The 18771-nt window shown below is 64.3% G+C and carries 13 protein-coding genes; 5 read left to right on the plus strand and 8 right to left on the minus strand.

All coding sequences use genetic code 11. The annotated features are described in order from the left end of the window. Positions 1–61 precede the first annotated feature (61 nt). The 3 genes from recC to recD are packed head-to-tail and all read left to right on the plus strand — an operon-like array spanning position 62 to position 9287. Entirely contained in the window at positions 62–3541 is a 3480-nt protein-coding gene (gene recC / locus B2J77_RS03495; protein WP_078477992.1) for an exodeoxyribonuclease V subunit gamma, read from the plus strand. Then, positions 3538–7215 (plus strand): exodeoxyribonuclease V subunit beta, encoded by a 3678-nt coding sequence (gene recB, locus B2J77_RS03500; protein WP_078477993.1) that lies wholly within the window; start codon positions 3538–3540, stop codon positions 7213–7215. Before recC ends, recB begins: the two co-directional genes overlap by 4 nt. After that, positions 7212–9287 carry an exodeoxyribonuclease V subunit alpha gene (gene recD / locus B2J77_RS03505; RefSeq protein WP_078477994.1) on the plus strand — a complete coding sequence of 692 codons (2076 nt, stop codon included), beginning with the start codon at positions 7212–7214 and terminating at the stop codon, positions 9285–9287. Before recB ends, recD begins: the two co-directional genes overlap by 4 nt. A gap of 12 nt (positions 9288–9299) precedes the next feature. Here the strand turns inward: recD and B2J77_RS03510 are convergent, their stop codons facing one another. Continuing rightward, complete coding sequence (locus B2J77_RS03510) at positions 9300–10262, minus strand: LysR family transcriptional regulator (protein ID WP_078477995.1); 963 nt, start codon at positions 10260–10262, stop codon at positions 9300–9302. A 133-nt stretch (positions 10263–10395) separates the two neighbouring features. Between B2J77_RS03510 and B2J77_RS03515 the strand changes: the two genes are divergently transcribed. Together B2J77_RS03515 and mmsB are read left to right on the plus strand one after the other, a co-directional pair. After that, positions 10396–11922, plus strand: a complete 1527-nt coding sequence (locus B2J77_RS03515) for a CoA-acylating methylmalonate-semialdehyde dehydrogenase (RefSeq protein ID WP_058639893.1) — start codon at positions 10396–10398, stop codon at positions 11920–11922. 10 nt (positions 11923–11932) lie between these two features. Next, positions 11933–12820 carry a 3-hydroxyisobutyrate dehydrogenase gene (mmsB, locus tag B2J77_RS03520; RefSeq protein ID WP_058639892.1) on the plus strand — a complete coding sequence of 296 codons (888 nt, stop codon included), beginning with the start codon at positions 11933–11935 and terminating at the stop codon, positions 12818–12820. Positions 12821–12880: 60 nt separating this feature from the next. Here mmsB and B2J77_RS03525 read toward each other — a convergent pair whose 3' ends face one another. From B2J77_RS03525 to B2J77_RS03555, 7 genes are all read right to left on the minus strand, one after another. Beyond that, on the minus strand, positions 12881–13225 hold the full coding sequence (locus tag B2J77_RS03525) for a cupin domain-containing protein (RefSeq protein ID WP_023534343.1): 345 nt from the start codon (positions 13223–13225) through the stop codon (positions 12881–12883). 155 nt (positions 13226–13380) lie between these two features. Continuing rightward, positions 13381–14313: a phosphatidate cytidylyltransferase gene (locus tag B2J77_RS03530; RefSeq protein ID WP_058639891.1), complete on the minus strand. Its 933-nt coding sequence runs from the start codon at positions 14311–14313 to the stop codon at positions 13381–13383. Position 14314: 1 nt separating this feature from the next. Further along, on the minus strand, positions 14315–14938 hold the full coding sequence (locus B2J77_RS03535; RefSeq protein WP_058604849.1) for a lysophospholipid acyltransferase family protein: 624 nt from the start codon (positions 14936–14938) through the stop codon (positions 14315–14317). Positions 14939–14948: 10 nt separating this feature from the next. Further along, the gene (locus B2J77_RS03540) at positions 14949–15380 is read right to left on the minus strand and encodes a hypothetical protein (RefSeq protein ID WP_078477996.1); all 432 of its coding nucleotides are present in this window, start codon (positions 15378–15380) and stop codon (positions 14949–14951) included. Beyond that, positions 15381–17135, minus strand: a complete 1755-nt coding sequence (locus tag B2J77_RS03545; RefSeq protein WP_078477997.1) for a bifunctional alpha/beta hydrolase/class I SAM-dependent methyltransferase — start codon at positions 17133–17135, stop codon at positions 15381–15383. 30 nt (positions 17136–17165) lie between these two features. Continuing rightward, positions 17166–17771 carry a CDP-alcohol phosphatidyltransferase family protein gene (locus B2J77_RS03550; protein WP_058639888.1) on the minus strand — a complete coding sequence of 202 codons (606 nt, stop codon included), beginning with the start codon at positions 17769–17771 and terminating at the stop codon, positions 17166–17168. Positions 17772–17866: 95 nt separating this feature from the next. Beyond that, positions 17867–18754 carry a LysR substrate-binding domain-containing protein gene (locus B2J77_RS03555; protein ID WP_058604853.1) on the minus strand — a complete coding sequence of 296 codons (888 nt, stop codon included), beginning with the start codon at positions 18752–18754 and terminating at the stop codon, positions 17867–17869. Positions 18755–18771 lie beyond the last annotated feature (17 nt).

An 18771-nucleotide genomic window follows, 5' to 3' on the forward strand; every position in this document is an offset into this window, starting at 1 on the left:
CTTGATCCGCGCCGTGATATCGTTCCTGCCCAAGTCAACTCGCCCTTAAAGAGACCTGCCGATGTCCAGTACTCACCTCCAGCCTGGCTTCATGATCGTCCACGGCAATCGCCCCGACGACCTGCGCAGCCTGGTGGTGAGCTGGATGCGCCGTTACCCCCTGGCGCCTCTAGAGAACGAAATCGCGCTGGTTCAGAGCAATGGTATCGCCCAATGGCTCAAGCTCGCTTTGGCCGAAGACCCCCTAGAGGATGACCAGGGCGGTTGTGGCATTGCCGCTGCCATCGAGATGCAGCTCCCGGGTAGTTTCATGTGGCAGCTGTACCGCACCGTGTTGGGCCGCGATCAGATACCGGAAGTGTCGCTGCTCGACAAGGCACCGCTCACCTGGCGCTTGATGCGCCTATTACCCGAGCTGATTGAGCGGCCGCACTTCGAGCCGTTGCGGCGTTTTCTGACTGACGACAGCGATCTGCGCAAACGCTATCAGCTCGCCGAGCGCCTGGCCGACCTGTTCGACCAATATCAGGTATACCGCGCCGACTGGTTGAAAGAGTGGGCCGCAGGACGGCATGTGCTCAATACTGCACGCAGCGAACGCAAGCCATTGCCTGTGGATAACTGCTGGCAGGCAGAGCTGTGGCGTGCCTTGTTGGAGGACGTAGGCGAGCAGGGCATGGCCCAGAGCCGTGCCGGCGTCCACCAGCGGTTCATGGCCTGTATCGACGACCTGAAGCAGGCCCCGGCAAACCTGCCCGCGCGGGTCATCGTGTTCGGTATCTCCTCGCTGCCGGCCCAGACGCTCGAAGCGCTGGCCGGTCTCGCCCGTTTCAGCCAGGTGTTGTTATGCGTGCACAATCCTTGTCGCCATCACTGGGCCGATATCGTGGCCGACAAGGACTTGCTGCGGCACCAGTACAAGCGTCAGCAACGCCGGCCCGGCATGCCATTGGAACTCGATGACCAGTCACTGCACCAACACGCACATCCCCTGTTGGCAGCCTGGGGCAAGCAAGGCCGCGACTACATCAATCTGCTCGACAGCTACGACGACCCAGGAAGTTACCAGGGTGTCTTCAGCGATGGACGCATCGACCTGTTCACCGAAGGCTCACCCGTAACGCTGCTCAACCAGCTACAGGACGATATCCTTCAATTGCGCCCGCTGGCCGAATCCCGTGAGCAGTGGCCGCCGGTCAATGCACGCCGCGACCGTTCGGTGCGCTTTCACGTTGCGCACAGCACGCAACGGGAAGTCGAGATTCTCCACGATCAGTTGTTGGCTCGCTTCAGCGCAGATCCCACACTGCGTCCACGCGACGTCATCGTCATGTTGCCCGACGTGGATAGCTACGCACCGCACATACGGGCCGTCTTCGGCCAGGTGCAGCGTAAAGACCCTCGCTACATCCCTTTTACCTTGACCGACCAGGGCCAGCGTGGCCGCGAGCCGCTGCTGATCGCCCTGGAGCACCTGCTCAAACTTCCCGAAAGCCGCTTTGCCGTCAGCGAAGTGCTGGACCTGCTGGACGTGCCGGCAGTACGGGCTCGGTTTGGCATTCGCGAAGGCGACTTGCCCACCCTACACCGCTGGATCGAAGGGGCCGGCATTCGCTGGGGGCTCAATGCCGAGCAACGGGCCAGCCTTGGCTTGCCGGAAGGTCTCGAGCAGAACTCCTGGCGCTTTGGTTTGCGGCGGATGTTGCTGGGGTATGCCGTGGGTGTAGGTGATGCCTGCGATGGCATAGAGCCTTATGACGAGATAGGCGGGCTGGACGCTGCGCTGATTGGCCCGCTTGTCGCGTTGCTCGATGCGCTGGAAGTGGCGTGCCAAACCTTGTCATCCCCGGCCAACGCCGGCGAGTGGAGCGAACGCCTCAATGCCCTGCTGCACGTCTTCTTCCTGGCCGAGGATGAGCAGGACGAGTTCTTGCTGATCCGGTTGCAGGACCTGCGCGAATCGTGGCTGGATGTCTGCGAAACCGTGGACCTGCAAGATCCACTGCCCCTTACGGTGGTGCGCGAGGCCTGGTTGTCGGGCCTGGATCAAGGCAAATTGTCCCAGCGGTTTCTGGCAGGCTCGGTGAATTTCTGTACCCTCATGCCCATGCGGGCCATCCCGTTTCGCGTGGTCTGCCTGCTGGGCATGAACGACGGTGACTATCCTCGCGCGCAGCCACCGCTGGATTTCGACCTGATGGCCACCGACTATCGCCCAGGTGATCGTTCGCGTCGGGAAGATGATCGCTACCTGTTGCTCGAAGCCGTATTGTCGGCCCAGGACCAGCTCTACGTGAGCTGGGTGGGCCGCAGTATCCGCGACAACAGCGAGCGTCCTGCCTCGGTACTGATCGGCCAGCTTCGCGATCACATCGCTGCAGGATGGCAACTGGCCGATGCGCAAGCCGACACCAAACACGATCCGGGCCAGCAACTGCTTCACGCCCTGACCCAGGAACACCCGTTGCAGCCGTTCAGCCTGCGCTATTTCGAACAAGGCAGCGTGCTGTTCAGTTACGCGCACGAGTGGCAAGTGCTACACCAGGCCCACAGCGACGACCCTCACGACCTGTCCGAGCTGACGCCCTACCAGGATGATGAGCCGCTGACATTGAACCAGCTGGCCGATTTTCTGAGGCACCCAGTGCGGCACTTCTTCAGTCAGCGGCTCAAGGTCTACTTCGAAGCGCTCGAAGCGCCCACGCCGGACGAAGAGCCTTTCGTACTCGACGCCTTGCAACGTTATGGCGCAAGTGAAGCATTACTCAGCGCAGCCTTGAGCGCACCCGAGGATGCCCAGCGTGCCCTGCATCAGCAAGCACGCCGCCTGCAGGCCCAGGGCCTGTTGCCCTTGGCCGGTTTTGGCGAGCTCTTGCAGCACGACCTCATCGAGCCGCTGCCTGATTTGCTGCAACGCCATGGGCAGTTGCTCGAACGCTGGCCGCGGCAGGTTGAGGGCGCACTGCCCGTGCATTTCGAACACGGTCCTCATCGGCTGGAGGGCTGGCTGGGCCGCGTGTTCCAAGGCGATGACCAGAGCGTGCTGAGCATCACCCCGGTCCCCAACACCATCAGTGCAGGGCGCAACAGCCTCAAATGGCATCGCCTCATCGCGCCATGGGTGACACACCTTGCCGCCTGCGCCGCAGGATACGCCTATCACACTGCGCTGGTAGCCAGTGACGTGACCCTGCTACTGGCGCCAGTCGGCCAGCAAGCGGCAGCACAGCTGTTGGGAGAACTGCTGGTGGCACGCCAGGCAGGCATGTGTGCACCGCTGCCAGTGGCGCCTAAGACGGCATTCGCCTGGCTCGCCCAGGACGAGCCGGACAAAGCCATGGCTGCCGCTGCCCGTGCTTACGAAGGCGACGAACGCACTGGTGCCGGCGAGCGCGGTGAAAGCGTTGCCCTGGCCCGGCAGTTCCGCGATTTCGCCGCGCTCACGGCCGACGAAACCTTCGAGGGATGGTGCGAGGCCTTGTACCGCCCCCTGTTCGACGCCCCCTGGCAAACCCTGGGCAACCCGGAGAAAAACGCATGACCCAGGCTCGGCCATTGGCCCTGAATTTCCCCTTGCATGGCAGTCAGCTGATCGAGGCCAGCGCGGGAACCGGCAAGACATTCACCATTTCGGCCTTGTACCTGCGCCTTATCCTCGGCCATGGTGGCGAGCAGGGTTTCGAACGAGAGCTGCTGCCGCCGCAGATTCTGGTGGTCACGTTCACCGACGCTGCCACCAAGGAGTTGCGCGAGCGTATCCGGACTCGGCTGGCCGAGGCGGCGCGGTTTTTCCGCGGTGAACTCGAAGCCGTCGACCCGCTGCTGGCGCAACTGCGTGACGATTATCCAGAGCACGCTTGGCCAAGCAGCGCCGCCCGGCTGGAAACGGCTGTGCAGTGGATGGACGAGGCTGCCGTATCGACCATTCACGGCTGGTGCCAGCGCATGCTGCGTGAGCACGCATTCGACAGCGGTAGCCTGTTCACCCAGAGTCTGGAAACCGACCACAGTGAACTGCTGGGGCAGGTGGTGCGCGATTACTGGCGGCGTTTCTGCTACGGCATGCAAAGCCAGGCCCTGGCGTGGGTACGTAGCCATTGGGTGAGCCCTGCCGCGCTCTTGCCCCGCATTCGCCCGTTGTTTGGCAGGGTGCGTGCCGCCCACCAAGGGCCTGAGCCCGAGACATTGATCCTTGAGGCGTTGCAGGCCCGCGATGAGCAGTTGGCCCGGCTCAAGAGGCCCTGGGCTGCCTGGGCACCGGAGCTGCGACAGCTCTGTCGCGACGCCGTGGCCGCCAAGCACGTGGATGGCAGGAAGATGCAGGCCCGCTATTTCGAACCCTGGTTCGACAAGTTGTGCCTGTGGTGCAACGACGAGCAGTGCGTAGAACTTGACCTGGGCACAGGCTTCACCCGTTTGACCCCTGCGGGCCTGGCCGAGGCCTGGAAAGTCGGCGAGCCGCCAGCGCACCCTGCACTCGATGCCATGCAAACCCTGCAACAGGACCTGCAGGGCCTAGCCAGTCCGGATGCAGCGCTGCTCGAACATGCCGCCAGTTGGGTTTCGGCGCAGTTCGAAGTGGAGAAGCGGCGCCGCGCGGAAATGGGCTTTGATGACATGCTCCTGCGGTTGCAGCAGGCACTGCACAGCGAGGCAGGCGAGCGTCTGGCCGGATTGATTCGCGAGCAGTTCCCGGTGGCGATGATCGATGAATTCCAGGACACCGATCCGATCCAGTACGGCATCTTCGAACGCATCTACCGCATCGGCGAGAACCACGGCGACACCGGCCTGTTCATGATCGGCGACCCCAAGCAGGCGATCTACGCCTTCCGCGGTGCCGATATCTACACCTACCTCGCTGCCCGGCGTGCGACCCAAGGGCGCTTGCACAGCCTGGACACCAACTACCGCTCCAGCGAAGGCATGGTCGCGGCGGTCAACCAGGTGTTCCAGCAAGCCGAGGCGCGTCCCGGCGGGCGTGGCGCCTTCCTCTTTCGGGAGGCGCACGACAACCCTCTGCCCTTCGTTGCCGTGCGCGCCCAGGGCCGCAGCGAGCAATTGATGCTTCAAGGGCAACCCTGCGCCGCACTTCAGTGCTGGCAACTACCCAGCGACGAGCCGGTTTCGGTGGGCGTTTACCGGCAGCAGATGGCCGCCAGTTGCGCGAGCCACATCGTGGGCCTGCTCAACGCCAGTCAACGCGGCGCGGCAGGCTTTGCGCACGCCAATGGCCAATTGCGCCCGTGCCTGCCTTCGGACATCGCCATCCTGGTGCGCGATGGCCACGAGGCGCAACGCATCCGCACGGAGCTCGCTGCCCGAGGCGTGCGCAGCGTCTACCTCTCCGACAAGGACTCGGTGTTCGCCGCCCAGGAAGCCCATGACCTGCTGGCCTGGCTCAAAGCCTGCGCAGAGCCGGACTCCGAGCGTCTGCTCAAGGCGGCGTTGGCCAGCTTGACGCTCGACCTGTCGCTGCCGGCGCTTGATCGCCTGAACCAGGACGAACGGGTGTGGGAAAGCTGGGTGATGCGGTTTCGCGCCTACCGCGACACGTGGCAGCGCCAGGGCGTACTGCCCATGCTGCGCCAGTTGCTGCATGACTTCGAACTGCCGCGAACGCTCATTCGCCGCACGGACGGCGAGCGAGTGCTCACCAACCTCTTGCACTTGGCCGAGTTGCTCCAGCAGGCCGCAGGCGAGCTGGACGGTGAACAGGCGCTGATCCGGCACTTGGCCGATCATCTGGCCAGTTCAGGCCAGGCTGGCGAGGAGCAGATCCTGCGCCTGGAGAGTGACGAGCAACTGGTCAAGGTGGTGACCATCCACAAGTCCAAAGGCCTGGAATACCCCTTGGTGTATCTGCCGTTCATCTGCTCCAGCAAACCGGTGGACGGTAGCCGCCTGCCGCTCGCTTGGCATGACAGCCAAGGCAATGCGCACTTGACCCTGACGCCGGACGCCACGCAGATCGAGCGCGCCGATGACGAACGTTTGGCCGAAGACTTGCGCCTTTTGTATGTGGCGCTTACCCGTGCCCAGCACGCCTGCTGGCTGGGGGTGGCCGACCTCAAGCGCGGGAATCACAAGCGCTCGAACCTGCATCGCTCGGCGCTCGGCTACCTGCTGGGCGGCGGCACTGAGCTTGCCGACTCCAAGCAACTGGCAGACTGGTTGCAAGCACTGGCCGATACCAGCGCGCACATTACCTGCCCAGGGCTTCCGGAGGCGGACCGGGCGGCCTACCAGACACCGCAGTTGCAGCATCAGCTGGTTCCAGCCCGTATGCCCCGCCGCGCGGCGGCCGAACAGTGGTGGATCGCCTCTTACAGCGCCCTGCGGATCGGCGAACAGGCGCTGGGCGTCGACAGTTCCCTGGCGCAACAACTGCTCGATGATGAGCGCGTCGATACCCAGGTTCTGCGCGAGGTCCCGGCCGATAGCGGAGACATCCACCGTTTCCCCCGCGGTCCCAACCCCGGCACGTTCCTCCACGGTTTGCTGGAGTGGGCCGGGCGCGAAGGCTTTGCCCAGGTGCGCGACAACCCGCAAGCGCTGGCCCGCACCGTGGGTCAGCGCTGTAACCGGCGCGGTTGGGAGGGCTGGATACCGACGCTGACCCAGTGGCTCACAGGCCTGCTCGACACACCGATGCCAGTGGCGCAAAACGGCCTGACCGTGACCCTCAGCCAGCTCACCCACTATCAGGTCGAGATGGAGTTCTGGTTTGCCAGTCATCAGGTCGATGCCCAGCAACTCGACCGCCTGGTGGCCCACTACACCCATCCAGGTCTACTGCGCCCAGCTGCGCAGCCGACGCTGCTCAACGGCATGTTCAAGGGCTTCATCGACCTGGCGTTCGAGCTGCAGGGGCGCTACTACGTGACCGATTACAAATCCAACTGGTTGGGCCCGGACATCCAGGCATATGACCCTGCCGCGATGCAGCAAGCCATCCTCGAGCATCGTTACGACCTGCAGTACGTGCTGTACCTGTTGGCCCTGCACCGACAGCTGCGCGCCCGCCTGCCGGACTATGACTATGACCTTCATGTGGGCGGGGCCCTTTTCATTTTCCTGCGAGGGGCCAACAGCAGCGGGCATGGCATTTATAACGCCAAGCCCCCGCGCGAGCTGATCGAAACCCTCGATGCGTTGTTTCGCGGCGAGCACGCGCCTGCTGCGCATGACCTGTTTGCCGGAGACGCCCCATGAGCCGAAGCCTCCTCGACCTGCTGCCCACCCCCCTGCAAGCCGAGCACCTACTGGCCCTCGCCCCTCAACACCGCAGCAGTGACCTGCTGCAACTGCTCGATCGCTGGGTCGAGCGCGGCTGGTTGCGGGCGCTGGACCGTGCTTTCGTGTCATTTCTGGAGACGCTTGCGCCGGGCAGTGACCCGCTGTTGCTGTTGGCCGCCGCCCTTGCCAGCCATCAACTGGGGCATGGGCACGTCTGCCTGGACTTGCAGCAGACCTTGGCCGAACCTGACTTCGCGCTCTCGTTACCGCCTGAGGGTGATGCATTGACCGGCCCGCTGCTGTTGCCCTCCCAGCTGCTGGCCGGCCTTGACCTGGACGCCTGGCGCCAGCGCATTGCCGCAAGCCCGCTGGTGGCAGCCGCCGATGCGCCCGGGCAGCACACACGGCCTTTGGTCCTCAGCGGCGAACGCCTCTACCTGCGCCGCTACTGGAGTTATGAACGACGCATCGACAGCACATTGCGCCAACGCCTGACCCAGGCCGACGCCATACCCCCAGACCTGGCGGCGCGTCTGGACGCCCTGTTCGAGGGCGGCAGCCTCGCAGGGCAGGTGGACTGGCAGAAGCTTGCCTGCGCCCTGGCCACGCGCGCCGGGTTCAGCATCATCACCGGTGGGCCTGGCACCGGCAAGACCACCACCGTGGTACGCCTGCTTGCCTTGCTCCAGGCCCCGGCAGTGGAAGCGGGCAGGCCGTTGCGCATCCGCCTGGCGGCGCCCACGGGCAAGGCCGCTGCTCGCCTGACCGAATCCATTGGCCAGCAAGTCGAGCGTCTGCAGGTCAGCAGCGCCGTGCGTGGCCATATCCCCACTGAAGTCAGCACCGTGCACCGCCTGCTCGGCAGCCGTCCAGGCTCGCGACATTTCCGTCACAATGCCGCCAACCCGCTGCCCCTGGACGTACTGGTGGTCGATGAAGCCTCGATGATCGACCTGGAGATGATGGCCAACCTGCTCGATGCCATGCCGCCAAAGGCACGGCTGGTGCTGCTGGGTGACAAGGATCAGCTGGCCTCGGTGGAGGCCGGTGCGGTGCTGGGTGATTTGTGCCGGGATGCCGAGCAGGGCCGCTACTCCCCAGCGACCCAAGCATGGCTGGAGCATATCGGCGGGCAATCGCTGTCTGAAAGCGGTCTTGAGCCAGGTGATGAACAGCGCCACCCACTGGCTCAGCAAGTGGTCATGCTGCGCTTTTCCCGGCGCTTCGGCGAAGGCAGCGGCATCGGCCAGCTCGCCCGGTTGGTCAATCGCCAGCAAAGCCACGCGGCGCGCAACCTACTGGCCATGCCGCCGCCCGACGTCCACAGCCTAGCCCTGAAACAGGAGCATGACCGCGCCTTCGATCGCCTGCTGCTCGACGGCCTGGACCGCGGCGCAGAAGGCCCTCAGGGGTATCGCAGCTACCTGCGTACACTGGGCAGCCAGCGTCCGGCGCTGGACACTCCCTTCGACGACCCTGCGTGGGAGCGCTGGGCTGCCAAGGTCTTGCACAGTTTCGAGGATTTCCAGCTGTTGTGCGCCGTGCGCCGCGGCGCCTGGGGCGTTGAAGGGTTGAACGAGCGGGTAGCGCGGGTGCTGCACAACGCCCGCCTGATCGACAGCCAGCAGCCTTGGTACGAGGGCCGCCCGGTGTTGGTCACGCGCAACGACTATGGGCTGGGTTTGATGAACGGCGACATCGGCATCGCCCTGTGCCTGCCGGACGAACAGGGCAGGCCATTGCTGCGCGTGGCCTTTCCCCGCAACGATGGCAAGGGAGGCGTACGCTTTGTACTGCCCAGCCGCTTGAACGAGGTGGAAACCGTGTTCGCCATGACCGTGCACAAATCCCAGGGCTCGGAATTCGGCCATACCGCACTGGTCCTGCCCGACGCACTCAATCCGGTGCTGACCAAGGAGCTGATCTACACCGGCATCACCCGTGCCAAGCACTGCTTCAGCCTGGTCGAACCTCGCCAGGGCATCTTCGAGGAAGCCGTGGAGCGCAAGGTTCGACGTATCTCGGGGTTGATGCTCGAGCAGGTGTGAGGGCGAGCGCCGTCAGGGCTGGGTGCAGGACCTGGCAAAGCGCATCACCGTATCCTGCCCCATCATCAGTGCGGCATTGGCTTCGGTCACCTCGCGGATGTAGTCCCACAACAAGGTGATGCGCTTGAGTTTGCGCAGGTCTTCGCGGCAATACATCCAGAATTGCCGCGTCACCTCCACCTGATCGGGCAGCACCGTGACCAGCCGCGGGTCCTGCGCGGCCAGAAAACACGGCAGAATGGCCAGCCCCCGACCTTGAAGCGCCGCGGTGCACTGGGCAATCACGCTGGTACTGCGCAGGTGGGCCGTGGCCCCAGGGATCAGGTTGGCCAGGTACAGCAGCTCGGAGCTGAAAGCCAGGTCGTCGACATAGCTGATGAAGGGATGCCCGGCCAGGTCGGCAACGGCCTGGATCGGCGCGTGGCTGTCCAGGTAGGCCTGGGTGGCGTACAGGCGCAGCCGGTAGTCGCATAGCTTGCAGCATACATAGGGCCCGTGTTCCGGGCGTTCCAGGGCGATGACGATGTCTGCCTCGCGCTTGGACAGACTGATGAAGTGCGGCAGCGGCAGGATATCCACTGAAATCGCCGGGTATGCATCGACGAAGTGGCTCAGCTGCGGGGTGATGAAGAAGCTGCCGAAGCCTTCGGTGCAGCCCATGCGCACATGCCCCGACAGCGCCACCCCGGAGCCTGACACCTGCTCGCACGCCATGTGCAGCGTACTCTCGATGGCCTCGGCATAACCGAGCAGGCGTTGGCCTTCTGCCGTCAGCACAAAACCGCTGGTGCGCGATTTTTCGAACAACAAGGTGCCAAGCGCCCCCTCCAGCGACGTGATGCGCCGCGAGACGGTGGTGTAGTCCACGCTCAGGCGTTTGGCCGCGCTGCTGGCCTTGCGGGTGCGGGCTACTTCAAGAAAGAACTTCAAGTCGTCCCAGTTGAGCGCGCTCAGGGATGTGAGGTCTTTTTGCATGATGATCCGGAATTTTTATGCGTTCTTGTAGGATGTTTGCACATCTATACTCGAAACATGCCCTCTCACGCCACCCCGCGTTAGCGACGGCGCTGGCGATCTCGTCCTGACAATAATTCCAAGGAGAACGCAGATGAACGCACCCCAGTCCCCTGACCAGACCAAGGTCGAGCAGGCCAAGCTGCTGATCGATGGCCAATGGGTGGAGTCCCGAACGAGCGAGTGGCGCGATATCGTCAACCCGGCCACCCAGGCCGTGCTGGCGCGTGTTCCGTTCGCCACCACCGAGGAGGTGGACGCCGCCGTGGCAGCGGCCCAGCGCGCCTTTTTGACCTGGCGCCATACGCCGATTGGCGCGCGCATGCGCATCATGCTCAAGCTCCAGGCGCTGATTCGTGAGCACAGCAAGCGCATCGCCCAGGTGCTGAGCGCCGAACAGGGCAAGACACTGGCCGACGCCGAGGGCGATATCTTCCGTGGCCTGGAAGTGGTTGAGCACGCGGCTTCCATCGGCACCCTGCAAATGGGCGAATTCGCCGAAAACGTGGCAGGCGGTGTCGATACCTACACCTTGCGCCAGCCGATCGGGGTGTGCGCCGGCATCACACCGTTCAACTTCCCCGCGATGATCCCGCTGTGGATGTTCCCCATGGCCATCGTCTGTGGCAATACGTTCGTGCTCAAGCCCTCCGAGCAGGACCCGTTGTCCACGCTGTTGCTGGTCGAGCTGGCCGTGGAGGCCGGGGTGCCGGCCGGTGTGCTCAACGTCGTCCATGGGGGCAAGGCCGTGGTCGATGCCCTGTGCACGCACCAGGACATCAAGGCGATTTCCTTCGTCGGCTCGACCGAAGTGGGTACCCATGTCTACAACCTCGCCAGCCAGCATGGCAAGCGCGTGCAGTCGATGATGGGCGCCAAGAACCATGCCGTGGTGCTGCCGGACGCCAACCGTACGCAGACCGTGAATGCCCTTGTAGGGGCGGCCTTTGGTGCCGCAGGCCAGCGCTGCATGGCCACCTCGGTCGCGGTGCTGGTGGGCAAGGCCCGCGAATGGCTGCCGGACATCAAGCAGGCGGCGAGCAAGCTCAGCGTCAACGCTGGCTGCGAGCCGGGTACCGATGTGGGGCCGGTGGTGTCCAAGCGGGCCAAGGAGCGTGTACTGAGCCTGATCGAGAGCGGCATCCGAGAAGGCGCCACGTTGGAGCTCGATGGCCGCGACGTCAAGGTGCCGGGCTATGAGCAAGGCAACTTCGTCGGCCCCACCTTGTTCTCCGGGGTGACCACCGACATGCAGGTCTATACCCAGGAAATCTTCGGGCCGGTGCTGGTCACGCTCGAGGTCGATACCCTCGACGAGGCCATCGCACTGGTCAACGCCAACCCGTTCGGCAACGGGACCGGTCTGTTCACCCAGAGCGGCGCGGCGGCGCGCAAGTTCCAGAGCGAGATCGACGTCGGGCAGGTGGGCATCAACATCCCGATCCCGGTACCCGTACCGTTCTTCAGCTTCACCGGCTCGCGCGGCTCCAAGCTGGGAGACCTGGGGCCGTACGGCAAGCAGGTGGTGCAGTTCTACACCCAGACCAAGACGGTTACCGCCCGCTGGTTCGATGACGACAGTATCAACGACGGCGTGAACACCACCATCAGCCTGCGCTAAGGAGCACGACATGCGTATCGCATTCATTGGCTTGGGCAACATGGGCGCCCCCATGGCCCGCAACCTGATCAAGGCCGGTCACCACCTTGCCCTGTTCGACCTGAACAAGGAGGTACTGGCAGAACTCGGCGCCCTGGGTGGGCAGGTCAGCGCCTCACCACGCGAGGCGGTGGCCGAAAGCGACCTGGTCATCACTATGTTGCCGGCCGCCGCGCACGTGCGCAGCGTCTACCTCGATGACGATGGGGTACTGGCCGGGATCCGAGCTGGCACGCCTACCGTCGATTGCAGCACCATCGACCCGCAAACCGCCCGCGAGGTGTCCAAGGCGGCGGCCGCCAAGGGCGTGGACATGGGCGATGCACCGGTCTCAGGGGGCACGGGTGGGGCGGCGGCCGGTACGCTGACGTTCATGGTCGGGGCCAGCGACGCACTGTTCTCAGCGCTCAAGCCGGTGCTCGAGCAAATGGGCCGCAACATCGTGCACTGCGGCGAAGTGGGGACGGGGCAGATCGCCAAGATCTGCAACAACCTGCTGCTGGGCATTTCGATGATCGGTGTGTCCGAGGCCATGGCACTGGGCAATGCCTTGGGTATCGACACCCAGGTGCTGGCAGGGATCATCAACAGCTCCACCGGACGCTGCTGGAGCTCCGACACCTATAATCCCTGGCCTGGCGTGATCGACACGGCGCCGTCTTCGCGTGGCTACACCGGCGGCTTCGGCGCCGAATTGATGCTCAAGGACCTGGGGCTGGCCACTGAAGCTGCGCGTCAGGCCCGCCAGCCTGTGATCCTTGGCGCCGTTGCGCAACAGCTGTATCAGGCCATGAGCCTGCGTGGGGAGGGTGGCAAGGACTTTTCAGCCATCATTGAGGCCTATCGCAAGCCACAGTGAGCAAAGGGGCACGTCATGAACGTGCAGGGGGCGGCTCATCGCGCCCCCTGCGTCTGCGAATCAGGCGAAGACGAAGTACTTGCGCACCGTCTCGACCACCTCCCACGTGCCCTTCATTCCTGGCTCGATCACGAACACGTCACCTGCCTTGAGGTGCTTCGGTTCCTCGCCTTCCGGGGTGACGATGCAGTAGCCATCGAGGAAGTGGCAGTATTCCCACTTGTCATAGTTGACTTCGAACTTGCCTGGGGTGCAGATCCAGGTGCCCATGATCTTGCTGCCGTCGGCTGACAGGTAGGCGTTCAGGTTCACGGTGTGCGGGTCGCCGCCGATACGTTTCCACTTGGTAGCGTCCACGACCGGGGTGGGGCAGGTTTCACGCAGCACGGTGATGAAATCGGACATGGCACAACTCCTGTGACTGGTTGAATGACCCGTCACCATAGGTGTTGAAGCGCCCGTGCAGTTGCCTGAAGTCGACGTCCAGGTGCCTGGCCGCGCTGTTCATGCAGATTCAGCTCAGGCTACAGGCTAGTTCGCTACCAGGCGTTGGCGCCGCTTCAAGCCCACCAGTAACGCACGAAGTGGAAAAAAACCGGTGCAGCGAAGCAGACCGAGTCGATGCGGTCGAGCATGCCGCCATGGCCTTCGATCATATGCCCCCAGTCCTTCACGCCACGGTCGCGCTTGATCGCCGACATCACCAGCCCACCAAAGAAGCCCATGGCATTGACCGCCAGGGCCATCAGGGCAGCCTGCCAGAAGCTGAACGGCGTGATCCAGCACAGCAGCGCGCCGATCAGCGTGGCCAGTGCCACGCCGCCCACCAGGCCCTCGAGGGTTTTGGAGGGCGAGAGGTTTGGCGCCACCTTGCGCTTGCCGAACAGCTTGCCGCACACGTACTGCAGCACATCACTGAGCTGCACCACCACGATCAGCCAGGCGATAAGCAGCAGGTTGCGCCCTTCAAAACCGGGAATCTCCAGGGTCATCAGCGCCGGTACCGCCGACACGCAGTACACCGCGATCATCAAGCCCCACTGCACCTTGGAAGCCCGCTCCAGAAAGCGCGTGGTGTCGCCCCCCAGGCTTGCCAGGATCGGCAGCAACAGGAACAGGTAGACCGGAATGAAGATGCTGAACAGGCCATACCAGTCCATGGCGATCAGCACGTACTGGACGGGCAGCGCAATATAGAACGCCGCTGCCAGGGCGGGGTAGTCACTGCGCCGGGTGGGGGTGAGGGTCATGAATTCGCGCAAGGCGTAGAACGACACGCCGTAGAACAACACGATCACGCCGTATTTGCCGAAGACGAAGGCGATGCCGATCACCAGCACCATGACCCACCAGGCATTGATGCGGGCGTTGAGGTTGTCGATCACCGCATGGGGCCCGGGGCCTGCGCGCCATTTCAGGACACGGCCGATCACACTGGCGAGCAGCAGCAGGGCGCCGATGCCGGCGAACAGCGCGAAGGTATTGTCGTGCATGTCAAACGTCCTTGGGGGCTAGATCGAGCAGGGCCTGGCCAGCCCGCTCCAGAAAGGCTTGCTTGCTTTCGTCGGCCTGCAGGTGCAAGGGTTCGCCGAAACTCAGGGTGCACAGCAACGGTAACGGCAAGGCGCGTCCCTTGGGCATCACACGATTGAGGTTGGCGATCCACACCGGCACCAGCTCGACCTGTGGGTGGGCCGCCGCCAGGTGATACAGGCCACTTCGCAACGGCAACAAGGGCTCATCGCTGAGGTTGCGTGTGCCTTCGGGAAAGAAGATCAGCGAATCGCCCTGGGCCACGGCATCGAGCACCGGTTGCAAGGGGTGACCCTGGCCTTCGTCGCGTTGTCGCTGGATCAGCACGCCATTGAACACCTTGCGGATGAGAAAATCGCGAATACCCGGCTTGGCCCAGTAGTCGGCGCCAGCTACCGGCCGAGTGCGACGCCGCAGCGTCTGGGGCAGCGATGCCCACAGCAGGACGAAATCGCCGTGGCTGCTGTGGTTGGCAAAGTACAGCCGCTGCACCGGAAGGGGCGTGCACCCCAGCCAGAGGGCTCGCGCCCCGGTAATCAGGCGTGCGGCCGAAGTGATCAGGTAGGCGGTGAGGTTGGCGAGCATGGAGCGTTCATCATCCTTTGATAGACAGTATCAGCACGGTAGCCAAGGCCACCGTGAGTTGCAGGCCCAGGCACAGAGCCTGGCGACGCAGCAGGCCGAGCGCAGCCCGGCTGCGCAGCGGCCAGGTACGCGCATCGGTCGGCTGCGGCTTGAGCCCATGGTCGAACAACGCGCGGTCCAGCGCCTGCATGTCTGCCGCCAGGTCCTGGCTTTGGGCCAGGTGCGCGAACAGCTCGGCATCGAGCGCAACGCGAATGGCCCAGTACTTGTGCAGCATGCCCAGGCCAACGAGCAGCAGGCACGGCACAACCGACCAGGGCGACAGCGCCGCGCCGAGCAACGGCACCAGGCCGAACCCGAGCGCCAGCAGGGTCATGCCGTCCGAGAGCCCTGCCAGTTGCCGACCCCGGCGCAGCAGGCTGGCGACCAACACAAGGTCCACTCAGCGCACCCGTTGAGCGAGGCTGACACTGAAAATCCCCCACTCGTCGATGCGTTGGGTCACCTTGCGAAAGCCCGCTGCTTCAACCAGCTGGTCCATTTCTGCCTGGCTGCGGCGACGCATCACCCAAGCCTGGCCACCCCGGTGGCTGGTCAAGGCGCGCGCAATCATCTCCAGTTGCGGATGCCACGGTTGACCGGTGTAGACCAGGTAACTGCCATCCTCCATCGCCTGGGCCAGGCCAGCCAGTGAATGGCTCACCAGGGTGTTGCTGGCGAACAGTTCGTACAGGCCTGACACCACTGCCAGCGTCGGAGGCTGTTCCAGCGTCGCCAGGCTATGGCGGTCGAAGGCATCGCCCTGAACGAAACGGGCAATGTCACCCAGGCCCTTTTCCTGGATCAGTGCGGCGCCTTGTTGCACGTTGAGCGGGCTGTAGTCGCGCAGCAGGATTGACTCAGGGCGCTGATCGACCTGTTGCAGGGCTTCGAGAATGTAGCGGCCATGGCCGGCTGCGATATCCACGATGTGCACCGGGCGGCCGGCATCGCGCAGGCGATCCATGGCCAGGCGCAGCAGCGCTTCGACATGCACCTTGCGCTGGCGAATGCCACGCCAACCGATGGCATTGAGGTAGTTCTGGTCGACCAGGCGGCCCAGCCCGCCTTTACCCGCGGGCTGGTTGCGGTACACATAATCCAGTGTGCTGCCCGAATCGAAACCCGTGTCGAAGCCAAGCCGCACGCCGTCCGCTACCTTGCTGCCCAAGCGCAGCCCGGCACGGGTGGCGCGCCAGTAAAGCCCGCGCAGCGAGTGGCGGGGCAAGGGCGCGGCCAGGCTCTCGGCCTCGGCGCAACTGGCGCCGGTCTTGTCCGCATCGAGCAGCGAACGCCGTTCGACCGGGCAGGCGAAGCAGTGCTCAACGAATCGCTCGATACGGCGTAAGGCGTGTGCCCGCTCGCGCTCGCCCAGGGTGTCGTGGAAGAACCCTGGCAGCACGTGCATCTCCTTGCGCGCACTGCCCAGACGGTCGAAGAAGCGCTGCTGAGGTGCGCGCTCGACCACCAGGTCTGCACCGGAGACCAGCAGTTGCGTGGGTAGCTGAATCGCCTGGGCGTCGGCCACCACTCGGTCGGCGGCATCAAACAGGCCTAGCAGCATGGTCACCGAAATGGGCCGGCTGATCAGCGGGTCTGCCTTGTACGACATGACCCGTTCCGGGTCATGGGTCAGCAGTTGTGGCTTGACGTAGCTGTTGACGAAGAAATTGCCGCGCACGGCCTTGAGCAGCTTCAGGCCAGGGCGGGCAAAAGGTACGTACAGCTTGACCTTGAACGCCGGAGACGCCAGCACCAGGCAACGTACCTTGGGTGCGTAATCATGCGCCCAGGTGGCCACCAGCACCGCGCCGACACTCTGCGCCAGCACCACCAGGTCCTGTTCGGCCAGCCCGTGGCGGGCCTGAATGTGCTCGATGAACGTCTGCACATCGCGCACGCTGGTCGCAAAGCCTGGGCTGTCCCCGCGTGCGCCGGGCGACAGGCCGTGGCCGCGGGCATCCCAGGCAAAAAAGTCATAGCCCGGCATGGCCAGCTCATCGGCCAGGTGGGCCATTCGCCCGCCGTGTTCATGGCCGCGGTGGAACATCACCACCGCCCGACGCGGCTGGTGTTCGTTGCGCGTGGCAGGCCAGTGACGGTAGTGCAGCTCGACACCGTCATGGGTGGAAAAATGCAGGCTTTGCGCTTGGCGCATGGTCGATATCCTTATGCGACGGGCGAAGACTCAGCGGGTTTCAGCCAGCCCGTGACGCACCCGGTTGTAGAGGGTATAGAGGCAGAGCGCCAGGATCACAAGCAGCAATCCATTGACCCAGGTGCCGTCAAGCAAACCCAGGGCGACACCGGTACCCAGTACGCCGAAGGCGAAGGCGCGGTCGCTCTTGCCCATGGGCCCGTCGTAACGGCGCGATGCACCTGCCAAGGGGCCCATTACGCCCGCGTATTCGCTGACCGTCGCCAGCAGCACCACCAGCACCACCAGCGCCGGCCACACGCCCACCAAGAGCGCGAACGGCAGGTACAAGGCGGCATCGGCGATCACGTCGCACAGCTCGTTCAGATAGGCGCCAAGGGTGGATTGCTGGCCAAATTCGCGCGCCAGCATGCCGTCGATGGCATTGAGTGCCATGCGCAGCAGCATCCATATTGGCACCAGGATGAACAAACCGTGGAGGTGAGGCAGGGCCGCTAGCAACAACCCTAGCGCAACGGAGATTACGGCAGCGGCGAGCGTGACTTGGTTGGCCGTGATGCCCCGGTCATACAGGCGCTGCACCAGAGGCCGCAGCAGGGCCTGGAAACGGGGTTTGAGCTGGTAGATCGATGCCACTGGCAAGTCCTTTTTGGTGGGGCGTTGTCGCGCATTCTGGTGCAGTCCTGGTGGCCGGTAAAGCCGCAGGTACCATGACTGCGCTGCAAGAAGTTTCAGGTCCGCTCGGTGAATACCCCCACCAATGCCGCTGCATAGCCTGGCAGGGCCGCGAAGTCCCGCGCGCACAACAGCAACCTCCGGTTAGCCCAGGGTTCCTGCAGTGCCATGGCCCGCAGCGGCAACACCCCTTGCCAGCGCTGCACCGCCGCCAGGGGTACGACGCCGACGCCGGCACCGCCTGCGACCATGCGCAACACACCCTCCAAGCCCTCGGCGCGGACCCTGACGCGCATGCGCTGGCCTGCACGCAGCGCCTGCTCTTCCAGGTAAAGGGCCAGGGCACTGGCCGGCCCGAGACCGACATGACCATGGGCCAGGCTGTCGACGAAGCGCGGCGTGGGAAGGTTGGCGAGCGGGTGATCATTCGGCGTCACCAGTACCAACGGGTCGTCACGAAAGGGTCGTGTCTGTAGATGCTCGCTAGGGGCTGCGCTGGAGATGATACCCAGGTCGGCCATGCCCTGGGTGATGGCCTGCACGATGCGCAAGCTCGGGTGCTCCTGCACATCCACGCTCATCCCAGGGTTCTCGGCCAGATAGGCCGCCAGCAGTTCGGGCAGGTATTGGGTCAGGGCCGCGGTGTTACACAGCAAGCGCACCTGGCCCTGATGCCCTTGCGCGTACTGACCCAGGTCGAATTGCAAGCGCTCGACCTGTTGCGCGATGAGCCGGGCATGTTGCAGCAAGGCCTGCCCCGCAGGCGTGGGGCAGACACCCCGGCGATTGCGCAGCAAGAGTGCAACGCCCAGGGACGCTTCCATGGCACGAATCCGGGCGCTGGCTGCCGGCAGCGAAAGGTGGCTGCGCCCAGCGCCGGCGGTGATATTGCCGCACTCGACGGTGTGCCGGAAAAGCGTCAGGTCAACGAGGTCAAAATGCATGAGGCTCTGTCTGGGCA

Source organism: Pseudomonas parafulva (genome assembly GCF_002021815.1).
GTDB lineage: Bacteria > Pseudomonadota > Gammaproteobacteria > Pseudomonadales > Pseudomonadaceae > Aquipseudomonas > Aquipseudomonas parafulva_B.